An 18723-nucleotide genomic window follows, 5' to 3' on the forward strand; every position below is an offset into this window, starting at 1 on the left:
TCTACAGGTTTTTTATTTTAAGGCTTCTTTTATTCTGCGGCTCTTTTAAGGCCGAATTTTTCTATTTTACTATATAAATGACTGCGTTGAATTTCAATATCATCTGCTGTCTTTGATACATTCCAGTTATTTTTCTCTAGTTTAAATTTGATAAACTCTCTTTCTGCATAATCTTTATAATCCTGGAAATTGGTGAATTTTTCATAATCAAGAGCGGTTCCGCTACCATTTGCAGATTGTTCGCTATTTGAATTTGCAGCACCAATATTTGTACCTCCTCCTGGATTAGCGAAGGAAATTACATCATTCTCAGTAATGGTTTTATCACTCAGAATGATCAGACGTTCAATCATATTGTGTAATTCCCTAACATTACCTGTCCACGGTAAACCCTGTAGTGCAATCATCGCAGTTTCACTGATTTTTTTAACAGGCATTCCATAATCACGGCAAATTTCATCAAGAAAGTTGAGTGCAATTTCCGGTATATCTTCAGTACGTTCCGTTAAATGAGGTACATGAATGTTGATTACATTTAAGCGATGGTATAAGTCCATACGAAAATTACCAGCTTCAATTTCTTTTAACAAGTCTTTGTTTGTAGCGGCTATAACCCTAACGTTTACCTCCTGTTCTTTTTCGCCACCTACTCGGGTAATTTTGTGTTCCTGTAAGGCGCGTAATACTTTTGCCTGTGCAGACAAGCTCATATCGCCAATCTCATCCAAAAATAAGGTGCCTCCACTGGCCAGTTCAAATTTACCTATACGTTGTTTAACGGCAGACGTAAAGGAGCCCTTTTCATGACCAAATAGTTCACTTTCAATTAATTCTGAAGGGATTGCTGCACAATTAACCTCAATAAGAGGACTGTCGGCACGGTGCGATTTTTCGTGTAACCAGCGCGCAACAAGCTCTTTACCACTACCATTTGCACCTGTAATCAGTACTCTGGCTTCAGTAGGTGCAACACGTTCAATGGTTTCTTTTATTTTACAGATATTTTCAGAGCTACCAAGAATATCTCTGGTCTTGCTTACTTTTCTTTTTAAGACTTTGGTTTCAGTAACTAAAGTTCCCCTGTCAAGCGCATTTCTAACCGTGATCAATAATCTGTTTAGATCTGGTGGTTTAGAAATAAAATCAAAAGCACCTTTTTTACTTGCTTCGATGGCAGTTTCAACAGTTCCATGACCTGATATCATGATGAATGGAAGATCCGGACTATAGGCTAAAGCTTGTTCGAGTACTTCCATGCCGTCCATTCGGTTCATTTTGATATCGCACAATACAAGATCAAACTTTTTCTTCTTAATCAGTTCTAATCCTTCAATGCCGTTGTCAATATCCTCAACTTCGTAATTTTCATATTCCAGAATTTCACGTAGTGTGTTTCTTATTGCTCTTTCATCATCAATTATCAATAATTTTGCCATAGGTATGCTAATCATTTTGGTGTTTGGCTACTAATATAATTTATATTATTAATAACCCATTTATAAAAATAAAAAATGCAAGCCTGTAAGCCGGGTTCTGTTCTCGAAACCGAGATTCTATCATTAATCTACTATAAATGTTACCATTTATCTCTAACGACCTACCCACTAACATCGGACGAGCAGCCCTACGTGCGTTAGCCTATTTGGTCTTTCAACTCCCGGGGTTTACCAGCTTTCCGGTCGCCCGGAAAAATCGTGAGCTCTTACCTCACGTTTTCAACCTTACCTGTGCAAAAGCCATCGGCGGTATGTTTTCTGCGGCACTTTCCATAATTCAGGCATTCATTCCTGAACCTCTTCCCGTTAGGAAGCGAGATGCTCTGTGTTGCCCGGACTTTCCTCTTTCCTGATGAATCAGGCCAGCGATAGAACAGCTTGCATTTTCGTCAAAGATACAAAAACTTATCAGCAGCTGATTTGAAAATAATTTAAAAGAAGTGCCCGCTATCACTATATTTTAAGTATAATATATTTGAATATGAATGTAATTGTATTTCATAATGAATTATTTATTTAATTTATTGTGGTTTTTAATTAATATGTCCGGATCTTAGTAGATGGAAGACAATAAAGACAACAAAGCACGCAGCAAGCGGGCGTCAAAAAACTACACAGAACAAATCCCTGAAGTAAGGGAATTAAAAGAAATAGATCTTTCCGGCAGCTATTCCTATGCCCACTATCTGAGGTGGAAGTTTGAGGAGCGCATTGAACTGATCAAAGGTAAGATATTCGAAATGTCTGCTCCGGCTACATTTCATCAGGAAGTGTCCAGAGAGCTTTTCGGCGCACTATATAACTATTTAAAAGGGCATAAATGCAAAGTGTTTTGCGCGCCTTTCGATATTAGGTTTCCCAAGGGTTCGAAAGCTGATCGTGATATTTATAATGTAGTACAACCAGATATCTGTGTCATTTGTGATCTTCGAAAATTGGATAGAAAAGGGTGTCTCGGTGCACCGGACCTTGTTGTAGAAATACTTTCTCCGGGAAATAGCCGAAAAGAACTGCGGATCAAGTACGAATTGTACCAGGAGTTCGGGGTAAGGGAATATTGGATTGTTGATCCGAATTCCAAAATGGTACTCAAACATATACTCAGTACTTCAGGAATGTATGTTACTGAACAATTCACAATTTCGGGAGGAATGTTTACTTCGGACTTATTGCCTGGTTTTTCTTTAAATCTCGATGAAATATTCAGCAGCGATGTTCAACCATAACATGATTTCAATACATTTGCTTTTTCAATATAAACCTCAACCAACCGAACAAAAAAATATGAGTAATTCAGCAAATGAATCAATAAGTCACAATGTATATTTCGAAGGTAAAGTGCAAAGCCTGGGACTTGAAACCACAAACGGAAAAGCGACCCTTGGTGTAATGAAAAAAGGGGCTTACACTTTTTCGGCATCTTCTCCCGAAAAAATGATCGTGATCACAGGTAGCATGGATGTCAAACTAAAAGATAAGGAATTTCAGACGTATGGTGCGCAGGAAGAATTTGATGTCGCAGCAGGTACATCTTTTGATGTAGTATGTGAGTCCGACGTAGCATATCTGTGCTATTACGGCTAAAAGAAAAGTGGTTGATCATTTGTTACCAATGATCAACCACTTCTTTCTAATATTTATTTTGAGTAAGGGAAGTTTTTAACCGGCTTTTTAGCAAGCCGTTCTATCATGTCCATTGTTGAAAATACATCATAGTCGCGTTCGTTTACATAGAATCTCCATAGCAAATCCCCTGACGTATTGTTGTTTAAAGTTACTGTTAAAGTTGCAGCCCCTGTAATAGTGGCGGGATCTGTCAAACCCGATGGTCTTTCCATCGGAGCAGGTTTTGTGCGATCCGTCCGGGCATTAAAATGTTCCACTTCGTAATTTTCGGAAACCACTGCGTCAACACCCAATGCTTTTGCAACTTCTTCCTTGGTAAAACTGCTAAGACTATCTATCATTCCAGCTCTTTTTAAAAGTATATTGGTTTTCTCAAGATCCTGAAAACTGATAACGTTTTTCATTTCACGCTCTAGCAGAAAGGTATAAAGTGCTGATTGTACTTTATAGGCTAGTTCGGTCTCTTTATCACGGTTAGCTTCATAGTCGAAATATCTGGGTTGGGCCTTGTAAGTGATTTTCACATCAGCCGGTAAGATAGCGATCAGTTTATGCCCACCGCTCAGCTGTTTAAATTTAGAGTTAGTGTAGGGCTTCTGCGCATAGCCGAAGGTGCCAAAAGCTGTAGCTATGGCTAATAGAAATAGTTTTTTCATGATGTAAATGTTTCATTAGTGTGTAAACCAATGATAGAGAAAAAAAAAGATTTGCTGTGTAATAATTAGCATATACAGCTTTTTTATCTAGAGGTTTTCAGTACGGTAGAAACCTCCTCAGGTGTATACATACCCTGGTTATTACCAAATGAATTTGTGATGTAAACCAGTAGCTGTGCAATGTCGATATCATATAGCTCAGGGAAAGCAGGCATTGTGCCTTCGTATTGCTGTCCGTTTACTGTAATCGTATCTTTAATTCCATTTCTAATAAAACAAGCTAGTTTCTCTCTGTTTGCTTTCAAAAATACTGTGTCAGTTAACGCAGGTGTAAGTGCACCCAGTCCTTCGCCTTTTGCACCGTGGCAATTCTGACAATGTTTAATATAAAGGTCCCGGCCGTTTACATAATACACATCTTGTTTTACCTGGGCGGCATTCTGACAAGAATAAATGATCGTTGCTAATACACATGAAAATAAAATAGCAATCAGAGATTTACGCATGTCTTATTTTTTATCTTCAGCTAGTAAAACGGGGATGTCTTTCATCAATTGGGCCACTTGTTTAGTGTCTGTACCGTCATAAGCACCGCGAATACGTTTTTGCTTGTCTACCAATACCAACCAGCCCTGGTGTATATAGCCATCTTTAGCTGTCGTATCCTCAATAACAGCTACTAAGTAGTCTTTTTCTGCAATGCGGTAAACACTATCCTTACTGCCAAAGGCAAATTGCCATTTTCCATTGTCGACCCCTAGTTTTTGAGCATACTTTTTAAGGACTGAAGGCCTGTCATATTTAAAGTCGATGGTATGTGAAAGGTACATCACCTCAGGATTGTCTTTGTATTTTTCAAATATCTCCTTCATGTTGCGGTGCATAGTTGGGCAAATGGTTGTACAAGAAGTAAAAAAGAAATCTGCTATGTAAATCTTGTCCTTAAACGTATCCTGGGTAACCGGCACGCTATCCTGATTTAAAAAGCTAAAAGCCGGAATTGTTTTATAAACGGTATCAATGCTTGTAGAACCATCAGGGTTTTTAACAGTCTCAGCGGCTCTAGGACCCAAAATTGGTAGTTTTTTCTCGTTCTGGCAAGAGGATAAGAAAATTACAGCAGCGCTTAAAAGAGAAAGGGAAAAAGAAAATTTTAGCTTCATAAGAATAATGATAATTGAAGGAACGCAAATGTAATCAAAATGAAATTAACCCTATTGTTTTGACGAGGTATAGTACTGCCATAATACCGTCATGAAATAAGAAGATGTCATGTTACCAATGTTGTGTCGAATAATTACTAATATTGTCGAAAATATACGCTATGCAGTACACAGTCTTAATTATAGATGATGAGAAAAAGATCTGCAGCCTTTTGGCTCGAATTATAGAGTTAGAAGGGTTTAAAGTTTTTCAGGCCAGTACGGGAAAGGAGGGCTTAAAGATTTTAGCAACCAATGACATTTATGTAGTGCTTAGCGATGTAAAGCTTCCGGATTTTAATGGTGTCGAGCTTGTAAAGGAAATCAAGAAAATAAAACCTTATGCAGAGGTAATTAACCTAACTGCTTTTGGCACTATTGCAGATGGTGTAATGGCTATGCGGAACGGAGCCTTTGATTATATTACCAAAGGGGATGACAATGATAAGATTATCCCTTTGGTTTATAAGGCACTGGATAAAGCTAAATTGCAATACCGTGTAAATGAACTGGAAAATAAAGTAGTCAAAAAATACAGTTTTTCAGGGATACTTGGCCAATCAAAAGCTATTAATGAAGCCCTAAACCTTGCGCAGAAAGTAGCTGGAACAGATACAACCGTATTGTTACTTGGAGAAACTGGCACTGGGAAAGAAGTATTTGCACAGGCTATTCATTACGAGAGCTTGCGTAAAATGAAACCGTTTGTGGCTGTAAACTGCAGTGGTTTTAACCATGAATTACTTGAAAGTGAACTTTTCGGACATAAAATTGGTGCTTTTACAGGAGCGGTTAAAGATAAAAAAGGCTTGCTCGAAGAAGCCAATGAAGGGACGATCTTTCTGGATGAAATAGGAGAGATGAACCTCGACTTGCAGGCGAAATTGTTGCGCGTGCTTGAAAACCAGACTTTTATTAAAGTTGGCGATACACAAACCAGTAAAGTAAATGTTCGGATTATCGCAGCCACGAACAGAGATTTGAAGCAGGAAGCCGAGGCTGGTAGGTTTAGGTTAGATCTGTATTATCGTCTTTCGGTTTTTACTATTGAACTTCCATCTTTATCACAACGTAAATCGGATGTTCTGTTGCTTGCACGACATTATTTAAAGGAATTTGCAAGTAAAGTAAATAAGCCTGGTTTCGAAATGAGTGACGACTTTCAGGAGCTATTAATGAAACATGCCTGGAGGGGGAATATCAGGGAATTGAAGAATGTAATTGAACGGGTAGTAATACTGGCTGACGGTTCAATTCTGAATGCAAATCTTCTTCCGTATGAGTTTCACGCTGAAGGAATCAGCAATGATGGAGATATGATGAAGTTAGAGACAATTGAAAAACAACATATCGATAAAATTCTTAAATATACCGGGGGGAATAAAACGGAGACTGCCAGATTATTAGGGATAGGATTGACTACTTTGTATCGGAAAATTGAGAAGTAATGGAGAAAAATAACCGTTCTCTTCAGAGCCTGGCATCTTTGCTGAAGAAGCAAAGCGCCTAAGGTCTCTTCTGAGAAGGTGATTTTTCTTTTCACAGAATACAACATCTCTCAGCCTGATTTACGGCCGAGAGATGTTTTTTTTGAAAAAAATTAGAGGTTATTTCTGAGTAACGCGTATATCAATACGACGATTTTGTGCTCTGCCTTCTGGTGTCTCGTTACTGGCAATTGGATGTTCTGGTCCGTAACCCTCTGCAGACAATCTGTTTGCATCTATACCTAGTTTTGTCAACTCCTGCATTGCTGTGTTAGCTCTATCATTGGATAATTTCTTGTTTAATGCTGCATCGCCAGTGTTATCAGTATATCCGCCCATTTTCAAATGCACATTGGGATAAGCCTTTAAAATGGCAGCCATATTTTTTAGTTGTTCCTGTGATTCCGGTTTTAAGGTAGTTTTACCAGTCTCGAAGTACAATCTGTCAAATGTAAACCAGGTAGTTTTATCTACTGGTTTATCTTTATCTTCTATAAATGAGATTAACCTGTTTTCAACAGAGTTTTCGGCAATGCTGATTTCGTTCCCATCAGGAAGTTTTTTACTCATTGTAGCACCTAAATCCCTCACAAAATCACCAGCTTCATTTAATTTGCCGGTGATAGTTCCTATTGCTGCTGTAGCTCCTGTCTCAACCATATCGACACGTGAATCTATACCAGTTCCTATCGAATCAACATGTGCCGATAATGTGTCGGCCATACCATTCATTTTCGTTTCGTTACAGCCCGATTTTCCCATTAACCACCATGCGGCGATAAGAACAATTAGCAATGGTATGAGCCATTTTAAAATGCCACCGCCAGATTTTGGTTCCGGTACATTGCGGTATTGTAAAGGTGGAGCTTTAGGGATATCAACTTCAGGTGTTTCTACCTTAGGGATTTTTAAATCAGGCATTTTCACGTTGGCAAGGCTTAACGAGTCGCCCAGGCCTTGAGGCAGTGCTGCGGTGATATCAGCTTTGTTTTCAAAAATTTTCCCCAATAGATCTGTGATATTCCAGCCTTTTCCTGCCATTATTTTTGTAATAAATCCGGTAACCAATGGAGCAATCATCGCCAGTAAACCTGTAGATTTTTCAGGGCTTAAACCTGTAGATGAAGAAAGAACACCCGCTACAGCACTGGTGTCATTGCCAAATAAACCACCTAACATTGATTTTCCTTTTTCTAATAAGGAGTCCTCACTGTTATTTAGTAAATCTGTGGGGTTCGTATCGGCACCTGAACCGGTAACGCCAGACAGTATGCTACTAAGAAAGCCTGAATTTCCACCTGCACCATTTTTTAGGATACCGGCTAAAATAGCAGGGATACCAGCAGAGAAGCCAGTCTTTACCTGATCCTCGCTAACGCCAGCTTTCTGGCTTAAAGATGAGATAACTTTATCACTCACCTCATTCTTCAACAGTTCAATTAAATTCATGTTTATAGTTTTTAAGTTAGAAGTCTCAAACAAACACTATACACCCTCACTTTAATTTCAACCCGGTACATTACACCCAAAGCACCTACACCTAATATAAATATAAGTTTAAGTCTTTGTATCTGCAAATCAGTATGTTACGGGGTTGTTCACTGTTGTGAATATTAATTTACAATATCATTCCTTAATGATCTCATAAACGAAGTTCAATTTTGGAACTTCAGCAAAGTAAGTAACTTCTTGTTCTGCTATTTTTTTTGCACCTAATCTCGACACAGCAATCTGCGAACGAATATTTGTAGAACCTACATGAAACAATATTTTATCTACATATTGAAAAATGTAATCGATCATTAGCTTTTTTACAATAGGGTTTATTCCTGTACCCCAGTATCTGGTCGCATAAAACGTATAGCCGATAAAAATAGCATTGTCTTCTTTATTATAATCGTAATAGCGGGTACTGCCAACAATTTCATTTGTACTTTTGTCAACGATTTTGAAAGCTCCCTTACTACCAATTGCACCTTCAAAGAACTTTTGAAAAATTTCCCGCTGCCATCGATCTTTATTGGGGTGTTGCACCCATATTTCGGGATCGGAGGCCACAAGATAAAGGTCTTCAAAATCAGCAGGGGTTAAAGGGACAAGCTTAATTTGTTCATTTTCGAGTATCGATTGTATAGAGAAGTTCATAGCCTAAATATACCAAAATGGTAAAGAAGCATTTTATTTTGGTGTTTTTTTTTATTTGGCAACCAAGTGATCGTTTCTTTTTTATTTGTTTCTCGTTGTTATTTTATTTCAAATTATCATGAGAACTGCGATTTTTAACCAACTTTTGTGGAATATTTCGGCGACGGAAACTGAGTTAGTGATTTTGAGTTAAATGGTGATGGTTGCGTGCTTAAGGGGAGCCTGACCACCTATTAGCTGCTAACCAATATAAATTCAGAATGGTATTAAATATAAATGAAATAAAAGAATAATAATGAAAATAAAAACGAAACTTCGCCTCGGATTCGGATTTCTATTCTTGGTGATACTCATTTTTGGAGGCATTTCTTTATACTATATGAATGAAATCTCTATAAGGTCGAAGCTTATTTTGAAAGATAACTATGAAACGCTGAACTATACCAGTAAGATGCGTTCGATACTGGACGAACATACGCTACCATTATCGGAACAGGCGAAATCACTGTTTGAGAAACAGCTTTTGCTGGAGGGAAAGAACGTTACGGAAACTGGCGAGGGTAAAGCCGTTGCCGCATTAAAAGCAGCGTATGAGAACCTTGTCATTTCTTCATCATCTATAGCTGAAAAACAGAAAGCGGTAATTCAGGTGCGCTTGCGTTTTAAACTGATCGATGACCTAAATATGAATGCTATAGTAAAAAAGAATGCAGCAGCACAGGCTTCTATCGAAAAAGCAGTCACGTATGTGATTTTTACAGCCTCCGTCTGTTTTCTCATATTATTCTCGTTTATTGTGAATTTCCCAGGTTTTGTGGCAAATCCCTTACGTGCGTTTTCAGATGCGATACACGAAATCAGTAGAAAAAATTACAAACAAAGATTGGAATTTAAAGGTTCTGACGAGTTCTCTGAATTGGCTGATTCATTTAATGTTATGGTTGCTGAATTGAATAAATGGGAGAGTAGCAATCTGGCTAAAATTCAGTCCGAAAAGTTGAGAATTGAGACAATTATTGAACAGATGCAGGATGCTATTATCGGCTTGAACGAGAAACAGGAGATTTTGTTTTTTAATAAAGTTGCAGGTCAGCTGATGAACCTCGACCAGGGACAGGTGATTGGTATGAATGCTATGGAGCTCAAAAAAAAGAATGATCTGCTGAACCGTATTTTACAGGAACAGATAGAAGATAAACCGATGAAGATCTATGCGGATCAGAAAGAATCTTACTTTCAGTTGGAACGCAGGGAAATTAGGGTGCCTGATTATGATGATCATGTAGATAATACTACTGTCAGGACCGGAAAAGCGGCAGGACAGGTATGCATCCTTAAAAATATTACGCGGTTTAAAGAGTTGGACGAAGCCAAAACAAATTTCATTGCTACCGTGTCACATGAGTTAAAAACACCTATATCATCAATTAAAATGAGTCTGAAATTATTGGATGATGAGCGGGTGGGTAGCATGAATGCTGAGCAAAAGGAATTGGTACAACACATTAAAGAAGACTGTGGACGTTTATTGAAGATTACTTCAGAACTTTTAGACCTTGCACAGGTGGAAACAGGCAATCTTCAATTGAATTTTGTTAAATCTGATCCGAGAAAGATTGCCATTTACGCCATGGATGCGGTTCGGTTTCAGGCCGAGCAAAAGTCGATTGAACTGGAATTCGTATCAAGAAACAACCTTCCGCAGGTGAGTGTCGATATTGAAAAAACAGCCTGGGTACTGGTTAATTTCTTGTCAAATGCGCTGCGGTATAGTGTAGAAAAATCTAAGATTGTGATACAGGTGATTGAAAACAACGATAGGATTGAGTTTTCTGTGAAGGATTTTGGTAAAGGTATTGAAGAGCAATATCAGAAACGCTTGTTTGATAAGTACTTTCAAGTGCCAACTGATGGAAACAATAAATCGGGATCTGGACTTGGGTTGGCCATTTCCAAAGACTTTATTGAAGCTGAAAATGGAAATATTTGGGTTGAAAGTGCGATAGGTGAAGGTAGCAGGTTTTGTTTTTCTTTACCCATTGTACATTAACTTAGACTGAATAACCTTTTATTAGGGAGTCATTGCTGGGGTAGGAATAATTATTGTTTGAAATTTGCCCTCAGAAAAGACCTTGGTAACTTCTGTAGGATTTGTGTTCCCGATAACGAATATAGCGGCTACGCCATCAAATTGAAATTCCCCTTTTATGCTTTTTCCCTCAGTATATTCGGTAATTTTGATCTTGCCTTTAGTGCTGTAATAGCTTTGTTCTAACTCCGAGGACGTGTACATACCCCCGAAATCTTCCATGTTAGTTTCTTCGTCAGCATAATATTCTCCAACACCATGGAAATTGGTAATGGTGAGCGCAATTTGCTGATCTCCGGTAGCGTCAAGATTTCCAATGATCATCATTGCATTTTCTTCTTTCACATATGCGGAAAATACATTTTGCTTTCCCTTGGCCTCTTTGAGTACCCCGTCAACTTTGAAAGAGATAATGGAATTTGTATTATTCATTACCGGTATTTTTTTGCAAGATCCGGTTGTCAGTATTATAAGTAGCAGCAGAGCTGAAAAGCTGATTGGTTTCATTCGCGTTAATTTAATTTAGATCGGAAAGATAATAAAATTCAAAAGAATATAAATAAAAATGATTTAAATAGGGGGCAATTGCTTACCTCAGGCTCTCAGATTGGATGCCAGGCTCCACCGTAAAATGCTAATAAAGTGTTTTTTTAAAAAAAAACATCGGCACTGACATATGCTTAGACATTGTTTTTGTTGGTTTTTAGGTGGGGGGTTGGGAACCCCCTTGAACTTGACGGATGAGGTGTAGGTGCTTATGTTTGTACATCAGGTTTTTAGGCTTAGATCTGTTTTTTATGATGTTAGTGATTTATCCTTTTTTGCTGCAAACATTGGTGCGTATCTTGTTGATATCTAGTGTGTTTTATTGTTTGTATCGTAAATTATATGAGTATTGTATGAGTCTCCTATGAGTATCGTACGACTGTCTATGATTTAACGTCATTTAAAAAGCTGTTGAAAGGCTTTTTTAAAGCTTTTGCCAGGTAAGCAATATAAGGCCAGTAAGCCAGTTTTATAGAGAATTAATAATAAACGCAATATCAATTAACAGAAACAATTAACAAAAAACAATTAACAAAATGGCAAAGATTAGAAAAGGTATTTTAGGCCCTGTATCAGGAAAAATTGGTCCCGTGGTAGGAGCCACATGGAAGGGTATCCCTTACATCAGGACTAAACCTAAAAAAAAGAAAAATAAGAAAAGAAGCCCGGCACAGATTGCAGCTCAGGAAAAACTGAAACTTATGAATAATATTTTGGTCCCTTTTCATGCCTACATCACGGTTGGTTTTGCACATGAAGCAGAAGAGCAGACAGAAATTAGTGCTGCGTTTTCTGCTAATTACCACACTATGATATCGGGCACGTATCCAACACTCGAAGCTGATTATAGTAAACTACAGCTAAGTGTGGGTAACCTGCCGATGATTAATGATATCCATATGGAACTTCAGTCGCTTGAAACACTGAAGCTGACATGGAAGGATGATTTTGCTAAAAACACTGCTTTTGACGATCAGTTAATGCTGGTGGTTTATTCCCGTGAACTGGATATGACTTTTGGTTTCACCGGCGGGGTAAACAGGTCTCAGAAACAATGCCTTGTGCAAATAGTAGAGCCATTTGTAGGTAAGACCCTGGATGTATATTTAAGCATGACTTCTTTTAATAGAAAGGCCATTGCCAATAGTGTGTATCTGGGTAAAATAGGCTAAGCTTAATTCTTCTTTACCAAAAGAGAGTTTTTTACTGTAACTTTACGCGATATAAGTTCTTTACTTTCTTCATCAACAGATAATGGTTTTACTTAATTGTAGATTAATAGGGAATCGTGTGTAAATCACGAACTGTCGCGCAACTGTAAGTAACACATAAGAGTTTTTACCGATAATATATCCACTGTTCTTTTAATGGAATGGGAAGGATGGTAAAGATGTTACAAGTCAGGAGACCTGCCTTTATCGAATTGACAATGCTTTCGCGATAAGAAGCACAAGTTAAGTTTGATGTATATAGTGTACTAGGTCAAATACTGTCGTCATCCTGAATTTATTTCAGGATCTCGAATTCGCTATTAAACCGCTATTGTATGATCCTGAAATAAATTCAGAAGACGATACGTATTAAAATAGGGTTAGAGTGTGTAGATGATGTTCATTATTACATTCATTTTTTCTTACTCTTTTTATTTCGACAGTATTGCGAAGTTCAGCAAAAGAGCTTTTAACTGATTTTTTCATCAATTTAAAAGCAAGAAAATGCTAACAAACAATCTGGGCTACCCGCGTATTGGTAGTAAAAGAGAACTCAAAAAAGCCTGCGAGCAGTATTGGTCAGGTAATTCAAGTATTCAGAACCTGGTGCAAACGGGGAAGGAAATCCGTAAACATAACTGGGAGTTGCAAAAAGAGGCAGGTATTGACCTGGTTCCATCAAATGATTTTTCATTTTATGATCAGGTGCTGGATTTATCACTTACCGTTGGCTCAATACCAAAACGTTATCATGAGGTTATTTTAAACAAAGGTAATTCCGAACTGGATCTTTATTTTGCGATGGCCAGGGGCTATCAGAAGGATGGACTGGACATTACAGCAATGGAAATGACCAAATGGTTTGATACCAATTACCATTATATTGTTCCTGAGTTTTTAAAAAATCAGCAGTTTAAATTATTTTCAACGAAACTATTAGATGAGTATAATGAAAGTATTAGATTAGGTATAAAAACAAAGCCTGTGATTATCGGTCCGGTTTCATATTTATTGCTGGGCAAAGAAAAAGAAAGTGGATTCGACAGGATAGACCTGGTTAAAAATCTATTGCCGGTTTATTTAGAGTTACTTAGCAAGTTGGAGGAGCAACATGTAGAATGGGTCCAATTTGATGAACCATTTTTAGCGTTGGATATTACCGAGAAAGATAAAGAGGCTTTTAGATATGTGTATACCGAAATTAAAAAGAAATTTCCACGGTTAAAAACATTGTTAGCTACTTATTTTGGTGCTTTAGAGGATAATAAGGAACTGACACTTGCATTGCCTGTACATACTTTGCATATCGATCTGGTGCGTAACCCTGAGCAATTGGATGATATTCTGGCTGATATTCCTGGACATATGAATTTGTCGCTGGGGCTTGTTGATGGCCGTAATGTTTGGAAAAATGATTTTGAAGCTTCTTTATCGTTAATCAAAACTGCAGTTGATAAATTAGGTAAGGATCGCATCCTGATCAGCCCTTCCTGTTCTTTAATTCATTCACCTTGTGATTTGGATCTGGAGACTAATGAAGTCGTTTTGAGTGCTGATATTAAACAATGGTTGTCTTTTGCCAGACAGAAAATTGACGAAGTTGTGGTTTTAAAAGCTTTAGCTGAACAGGATGAGAATGCGTTGCCAAAATTGAAAGCGAATAAGTTGGCAAATGAGTGCAGAAAAACATCTGATTTGATACACAATGCTGCGGTAAAAAGGCGTGTAGCAGCTATTACGGTTAAGGATGATCAAAGAGAAAATACTTTCGGCGTTCGTCAGCGGGTACAGTGTGAGGCATTAAATCTTCCGTTGTTTCCGACAACCACTATTGGCTCTTTTCCGCAAACACAGGAAGTACGCAGCTGGAGAGCGAAATTCAAAAAAGGTGATTTGAGTCTGACGGAATACTATAAACTTATAGAAAAAGAAACTGAGGAAACCATCCGTTTCCAGGAAGAGGCAGGAATAGATGTATTGGTACATGGTGAGTTTGAACGGAATGACATGGTTGAATATTTCGGCGAGCAGCTTGCAGGTTTTACTTTTACCAAAAATGGTTGGGTGCAGAGTTATGGAAGTCGTTGCGTAAAACCACCAATAATTTACGGAGATGTTCATCGTCCGGCACCTATGACTGTAAAATGGTCGGCCTATGCACAGTCGCTAACTGAAAAATGGGTTAAGGGGATGCTTACCGGTCCTGTTACCATATTGCAATGGTCTTTTGTTCGTAACGACCAACCTCGTTCTGAAACCTGTACGCAAATTGCGCTTGCCATAAGAGATGAAGTTGTTGATCTGGAAAGCGCTGGAATTAAGATCATTCAAATTGATGAACCTGCAATAAGGGAAGGGTTGCCATTACATAAAACAGATTGGCAAGACTATTTGCATTGGGCAGTTAAGGCTTTCAGAATCTCAGCCAGTGGCGTTAAAGACGATACACAGATCCATACCCATATGTGTTATTCGGAGTTTAACGACATCATTCAGAACATTGCGGACATGGATGCCGATGTAATTACGATAGAATGTTCCCGCTCACAGATGGATTTGCTGGATGCTTTTGCAGATTTTAAATATCCTAATGAAATTGGACCTGGTGTTTACGATATTCATTCACCACGTGTGCCAGCTAAGGAAGAGATGGTTTTTCTGCTTGAAAAGGCCCGGAAAGTTATTCCAGCAGCACAACTTTGGGTAAATCCAGACTGTGGTTTAAAGACCCGTCACTGGGAGGAAACAAAAAAAGCACTAACAGAAATGGTCGCAGCAGCAAAAGTACTGCGAGAATCTGTGGAAGAAGCTGTAACTTTGTAAAAAAAAGAGGGCAGGTGCCATACCTGCCTCCTTTTACAGAATTACGTACGCACAAATGAGAATAAGGAAAAATGCGGTGATTACCGCGCTTGGAGGTTATGTTCCCGATACGGTTTTAAGTAACCATGACCTCGAACAAATGGTGGATACCAATAACGAATGGATCATTGCTAGGACCGGAATAAAGGAGAGAAGGATTGTAAATGACCCTGATATTGCTACTTCAGATATGGCGACTTATGCGCTGAAGAGACTAATGGAAGATGGAAACGTTGATCCGGATGAAATTGATTGTGTCATTGTATCCACTTCAACCCCAGATTATGTGATGGTTAGTACCGGAAGTATGGTATGTGAAAAAGCAGGTCTGAAAAATGCCTGGGGGATCGATACCAATGCAGCATGCAGTGGCTTTTTATATGCATTGACACTCGGTGCCAGTATGATTGAGAGCGGACGTTGTAAGAAAGTTGTGGTGATTGGCGCTGATAAAAATAGTTCAATAATTAATTATAAAGATCGCAATACCTGTATTCTTTTTGGCGATGGAGCCGGTGCCGTGTTGTTGGAGCAAACTGAAGAACCGGTTGGGTTAATGGATAGCTTTTTCAGAACAGATGGTTCAGGGAAGGAGAATTTGATTGTTACCGCTGGTGGGTCTAAACACCCTGCTTCTCAGACTACACTGGATGAAAAGTTGCATTATGTACGTCAGGACGGGAGAGTGGTTTTTAAGGCTGCAATTCAGGGAATGACAGATACGTGTAATGAAGTGTTAAAGTCAAATGATCTGGTGAGTTCTCAAATCGATTATCTGATTCCGCACCAGGCTAATCTTAGGATCATACAATCTGTGGGCGATTATCTGGGGCTTTCTGCTGATCAGGTAAAGGTAAATATCGATCGTTATGGTAACACCACCGCTGCAACTATTCCTTTGTGCTTATGGGATTTTAAAGATGATTTTAAATATGGCGATAAAATGATATTAACTGCTTTCGGAGCAGGTTTTTCATGGGGGGCAACTTACCTTAAATGGGGGCAGCTTCGCCAGTCTAAAAAAGATTAAATGACTATAGAAGACAAAATACAAGCATCAGAGACACGAATTTTTAAAGCTGTATTCCCGAATACCACAAATCATTATGATACTTTATTTGGTGGTACTGCAATGCATATGATGGATGAGGTAGCATTTATTACAGCTACCCGTTTCAGCAGACAAAGGATGGTTACTGTAAGCAGTGATCGTATTGATTTTAATAAGCCAATTCCGGCGGGTACAATTGTAGAATTGATCGGACGCGTAAGCCATATAGGTAATACCAGCTTAAAGGTTAGGGTGGAGATTTATACGGAACAAATGTATTCCGACTCAAGAGAGAAAGCCGTAACAGGTGAATTCTCTTTTGTAGCTATTGATGATAATAAAAAGCCAACTTCAATTTTGAAGTAAATTTCAATAGGAATTATAGGTTTAGACTCAGAGCCGTTGCACAATTTGATGTGCAACGGCTTTTTTACTATATAAAAGCACCTGTTGTTAACTTTATTTTTGTTTTTTATGAAGTATTCCTGATGATGATACTTACATTTGCAGCGAAATGTTACTGAAGCCAGTTTCCATATTACTTTTGTTTAGTTTGCTAATGACTAACTTTTCAAATCTGTTTTTATTTGCAGGATTTGAATTGAATAGGAATTACATTGCAACAGAACTCTGTGTAAATAAAAACAAGCCTGAATTGCATTGTAATGGTCAGTGTTTCCTGATGAAAAAATTAAAACAAGCTCAGGAGAAAGAAGAAAAACAAGATCGTCAATCTCAAAAGAGTCATTTTCAGGAAGCATTGGTTAATGTGCCAACTGTCTTTAAACGCTATGCTGTGGCAGAGACAAAACTTCATATTCCTGTATCTATGGGAATGCCACAGAATATTAAAAATTCTATTTTTCAGCCGCCAAGGGGGTAAAATTAACCGTTCTCTTCAGAGCCTGGCATCTTTTGCTGAAAAAGCAAAAGCGCCTGAGGTCTCTTCTGAGAAGGTGAATTTTAAATTATACTCCATAGCAGGTGTACTTTGCAAGCGTATTAGTCTTCGCTTGCGTGTTATTCCTTGCTTGAGTATTAGTTATTGCTTGAGTATTATTCCTTGTTAAGACATTATTTCTTTTTTAGCGGAAGTATTCTTTGCAGGAGTATTATTCTTTACAGCAGTAACGCTGTATGCGGGAATGTTATTTCTAAAGAGAGGACCGTATTTCTTAGCAAACGATTTGATCAATTTTTTATTAAAATACAATGAAAAAAATAGCAGTTATATTTTTTATGGCAATTGTTGCAATTGCCTGTAATCAACAGAAAAAAGAAACAGATTATAAAGTAGTACGTGATGAAGTGATGAAATTTCATGATGTTGTGATGGCTGATCACGGTGCAATTGTCAGTAACCAGATGAAGTTGGATACCTTGATTAAGGATTTGAAAGGACTGAAATTGAAGTTCCCGGACATAGATACTTTGAAGGAGAAGGAAACGATTACGGCGTTGATTCAGGATCTGACTAAGGCGGAGGATAGCATGAACGACTGGATGCATAAGTTTGAGCCTGATGTGACAGGGAAATCTAATGATGTTGCCGTGCAGTATTTTAAAGATGAGAAAGCTAAAATCGTTGCTGTAGATAGTTTGTATAAGAAGGAGATAGGTTTATCAAACGCGTACCTGGAAAAATTTAAGAAGTAATGGGAAGGTTAGGCATTTATTCGTTTTTGCTGCTTTCGGTTCTTTTTGGTTGCAAAGGTGAACAGAAAAGGTTACCGTTTTTGCAATTGGAGACGTCAGAAAATATGGTGGATGGAAAGACTGTGATTGATTCATCGTTTAGAACCATCCCGGCATTTAAATTATTGAATCAGGACAGCGTTGAGGTGACCGAAAAGAATTTTGACGGTACGATTTACGTGGCCGACTTTTTCTTCACTTCTTGTCCGACCATTTGTCCGGTTATGCATAGAAACCTGTTAAAGGTATACCAGAAATACAAAGACAATCCAGAGGTTAAGCTGGCTTCTCATACCATTGATGTAAAGTACGATGTCCCTTCAAGAATGAAAACCTATGCGACCAAACTTGGGGTAGAAGGAACACAATGGGAATATTTATGGGGAAGCAGGGACGAAATTTATGCACTTGCCGAGCGTAATTACCTGGTTTCTGCACAGGAAGACAAAAATGCACCCGGTGGATTTATTCATCAGGGGTATCTGGTACTCGTGGATAAAGAGAAACGTATCAGAGGTGCATACGACGGTACACAAGATAAAGAAGTCGAACAGCTTTTGAGCGATATGGATGTGCTGCTAGCAGAATACAAGTAAATACTAAATTTTTAATCATTTCCGACAAAATAGCCTATGGTTCTATTTTGCTTGGATTATT

Annotated in this window: 18 protein-coding genes, 1 other RNA gene and 1 riboswitch; of the genes, 11 read left to right on the forward strand and 8 right to left on the reverse strand. The window is 38.2% G+C overall.

Annotated elements, in window-relative coordinates:
* Positions 1–29 precede the first annotated feature (29 nt).
* Positions 30–1436 (reverse strand): sigma-54 dependent transcriptional regulator, encoded by a 1407-nt coding sequence (locus R2Q84_RS23075; RefSeq protein WP_316818968.1) that lies wholly within the window; start codon positions 1434–1436, stop codon positions 30–32.
* 70 nt (positions 1437–1506) lie between these two features.
* Positions 1507–1881, reverse strand: an RNA gene (gene rnpB / locus R2Q84_RS23080) — RNase P RNA component class A.
* 175 nt (positions 1882–2056) lie between these two features.
* Here rnpB and R2Q84_RS23085 point away from each other — a divergent pair.
* A complete protein-coding gene (locus R2Q84_RS23085) occupies positions 2057–2722 on the forward strand; it encodes a Uma2 family endonuclease (protein WP_316818969.1) in 666 nt (221 codons plus the stop codon).
* Between the two features lie 58 nt (positions 2723–2780).
* Positions 2781–3080, forward strand: coding sequence for a pyrimidine/purine nucleoside phosphorylase (locus R2Q84_RS23090; RefSeq protein WP_316818970.1), 300 nt, complete (start codon positions 2781–2783; stop codon positions 3078–3080).
* A gap of 53 nt (positions 3081–3133) precedes the next feature.
* On the opposite strand, the gene R2Q84_RS23095 is transcribed toward R2Q84_RS23090, so the two are convergent.
* The 3 genes from R2Q84_RS23095 to R2Q84_RS23105 all read right to left on the reverse strand — a co-directional run bounded on the left by R2Q84_RS23095 (position 3134) and on the right by R2Q84_RS23105 (position 4941).
* Positions 3134–3778, reverse strand: a complete 645-nt coding sequence (locus R2Q84_RS23095; RefSeq protein ID WP_316818971.1) for a hypothetical protein — start codon at positions 3776–3778, stop codon at positions 3134–3136.
* An 83-nt stretch (positions 3779–3861) separates the two neighbouring features.
* Positions 3862–4284, reverse strand: a complete 423-nt coding sequence (locus R2Q84_RS23100) for a cytochrome c (protein ID WP_316818972.1) — start codon at positions 4282–4284, stop codon at positions 3862–3864.
* Positions 4285–4287: 3 nt separating this feature from the next.
* Entirely contained in the window at positions 4288–4941 is a 654-nt protein-coding gene (locus tag R2Q84_RS23105) for an SCO family protein (protein ID WP_316818973.1), read from the reverse strand.
* Positions 4942–5102: 161 nt separating this feature from the next.
* On the opposite strand from R2Q84_RS23105, the gene R2Q84_RS23110 reads away from it, so the two are divergent.
* The gene (locus tag R2Q84_RS23110; RefSeq protein WP_316818974.1) at positions 5103–6428 is read left to right on the forward strand and encodes a sigma-54 dependent transcriptional regulator; all 1326 of its coding nucleotides are present in this window, start codon (positions 5103–5105) and stop codon (positions 6426–6428) included.
* Between the two features lie 159 nt (positions 6429–6587).
* Here R2Q84_RS23110 and R2Q84_RS23115 read toward each other — a convergent pair whose 3' ends face one another.
* Positions 6588–7916 carry an OmpA family protein gene (locus tag R2Q84_RS23115; RefSeq protein WP_316818975.1) on the reverse strand — a complete coding sequence of 443 codons (1329 nt, stop codon included), beginning with the start codon at positions 7914–7916 and terminating at the stop codon, positions 6588–6590.
* A 177-nt stretch (positions 7917–8093) separates the two neighbouring features.
* On the reverse strand, positions 8094–8612 hold the full coding sequence (locus R2Q84_RS23120; RefSeq protein WP_316818976.1) for a GNAT family N-acetyltransferase: 519 nt from the start codon (positions 8610–8612) through the stop codon (positions 8094–8096).
* Positions 8613–8907: 295 nt separating this feature from the next.
* On the opposite strand from R2Q84_RS23120, the gene R2Q84_RS23125 reads away from it, so the two are divergent.
* Positions 8908–10662 (forward strand): ATP-binding protein, encoded by a 1755-nt coding sequence (locus tag R2Q84_RS23125; protein WP_316818977.1) that lies wholly within the window; start codon positions 8908–8910, stop codon positions 10660–10662.
* A 21-nt stretch (positions 10663–10683) separates the two neighbouring features.
* Here R2Q84_RS23125 and R2Q84_RS23130 read toward each other — a convergent pair whose 3' ends face one another.
* Positions 10684–11133, reverse strand: a complete 450-nt coding sequence (locus R2Q84_RS23130) for a hypothetical protein (RefSeq protein ID WP_316818978.1) — start codon at positions 11131–11133, stop codon at positions 10684–10686.
* Between the two features lie 650 nt (positions 11134–11783).
* Here R2Q84_RS23130 and R2Q84_RS23135 point away from each other — a divergent pair.
* The 7 genes from R2Q84_RS23135 to R2Q84_RS23165 all read left to right on the forward strand — a co-directional run bounded on the left by R2Q84_RS23135 (position 11784) and on the right by R2Q84_RS23165 (position 18662).
* Positions 11784–12419, forward strand: a complete 636-nt coding sequence (locus R2Q84_RS23135) for a DUF6266 family protein (protein WP_316818979.1) — start codon at positions 11784–11786, stop codon at positions 12417–12419.
* Between the two features lie 66 nt (positions 12420–12485).
* Positions 12486–12679, forward strand: a riboswitch (cobalamin riboswitch).
* 283 nt (positions 12680–12962) lie between these two features.
* On the forward strand, positions 12963–15281 hold the full coding sequence (gene metE, locus R2Q84_RS23140) for a 5-methyltetrahydropteroyltriglutamate--homocysteine S-methyltransferase (protein ID WP_316818980.1): 2319 nt from the start codon (positions 12963–12965) through the stop codon (positions 15279–15281).
* A gap of 55 nt (positions 15282–15336) precedes the next feature.
* Complete coding sequence (locus tag R2Q84_RS23145; protein WP_316818981.1) at positions 15337–16350, forward strand: beta-ketoacyl-ACP synthase III; 1014 nt, start codon at positions 15337–15339, stop codon at positions 16348–16350.
* A complete protein-coding gene (locus R2Q84_RS23150; protein ID WP_316818982.1) occupies positions 16351–16737 on the forward strand; it encodes an acyl-CoA thioesterase in 387 nt (128 codons plus the stop codon).
* Between the two features lie 148 nt (positions 16738–16885).
* Positions 16886–17254 (forward strand): hypothetical protein, encoded by a 369-nt coding sequence (locus R2Q84_RS23155; protein ID WP_316818983.1) that lies wholly within the window; start codon positions 16886–16888, stop codon positions 17252–17254.
* A 329-nt stretch (positions 17255–17583) separates the two neighbouring features.
* Positions 17584–18027 carry a hypothetical protein gene (locus R2Q84_RS23160; protein WP_316818984.1) on the forward strand — a complete coding sequence of 148 codons (444 nt, stop codon included), beginning with the start codon at positions 17584–17586 and terminating at the stop codon, positions 18025–18027.
* Complete coding sequence (locus tag R2Q84_RS23165) at positions 18027–18662, forward strand: SCO family protein (protein WP_316818985.1); 636 nt, start codon at positions 18027–18029, stop codon at positions 18660–18662. The genes R2Q84_RS23160 and R2Q84_RS23165 overlap by 1 nt, the downstream gene beginning before the upstream one ends.
* Positions 18663–18723: the final 61 nt, after the last annotated feature.

Origin of the sequence: Pedobacter nyackensis, assembly GCF_032678475.1 — a bacterium.
In the GTDB taxonomy this organism is placed as follows: domain Bacteria; phylum Bacteroidota; class Bacteroidia; order Sphingobacteriales; family Sphingobacteriaceae; genus Pedobacter; species Pedobacter nyackensis_A.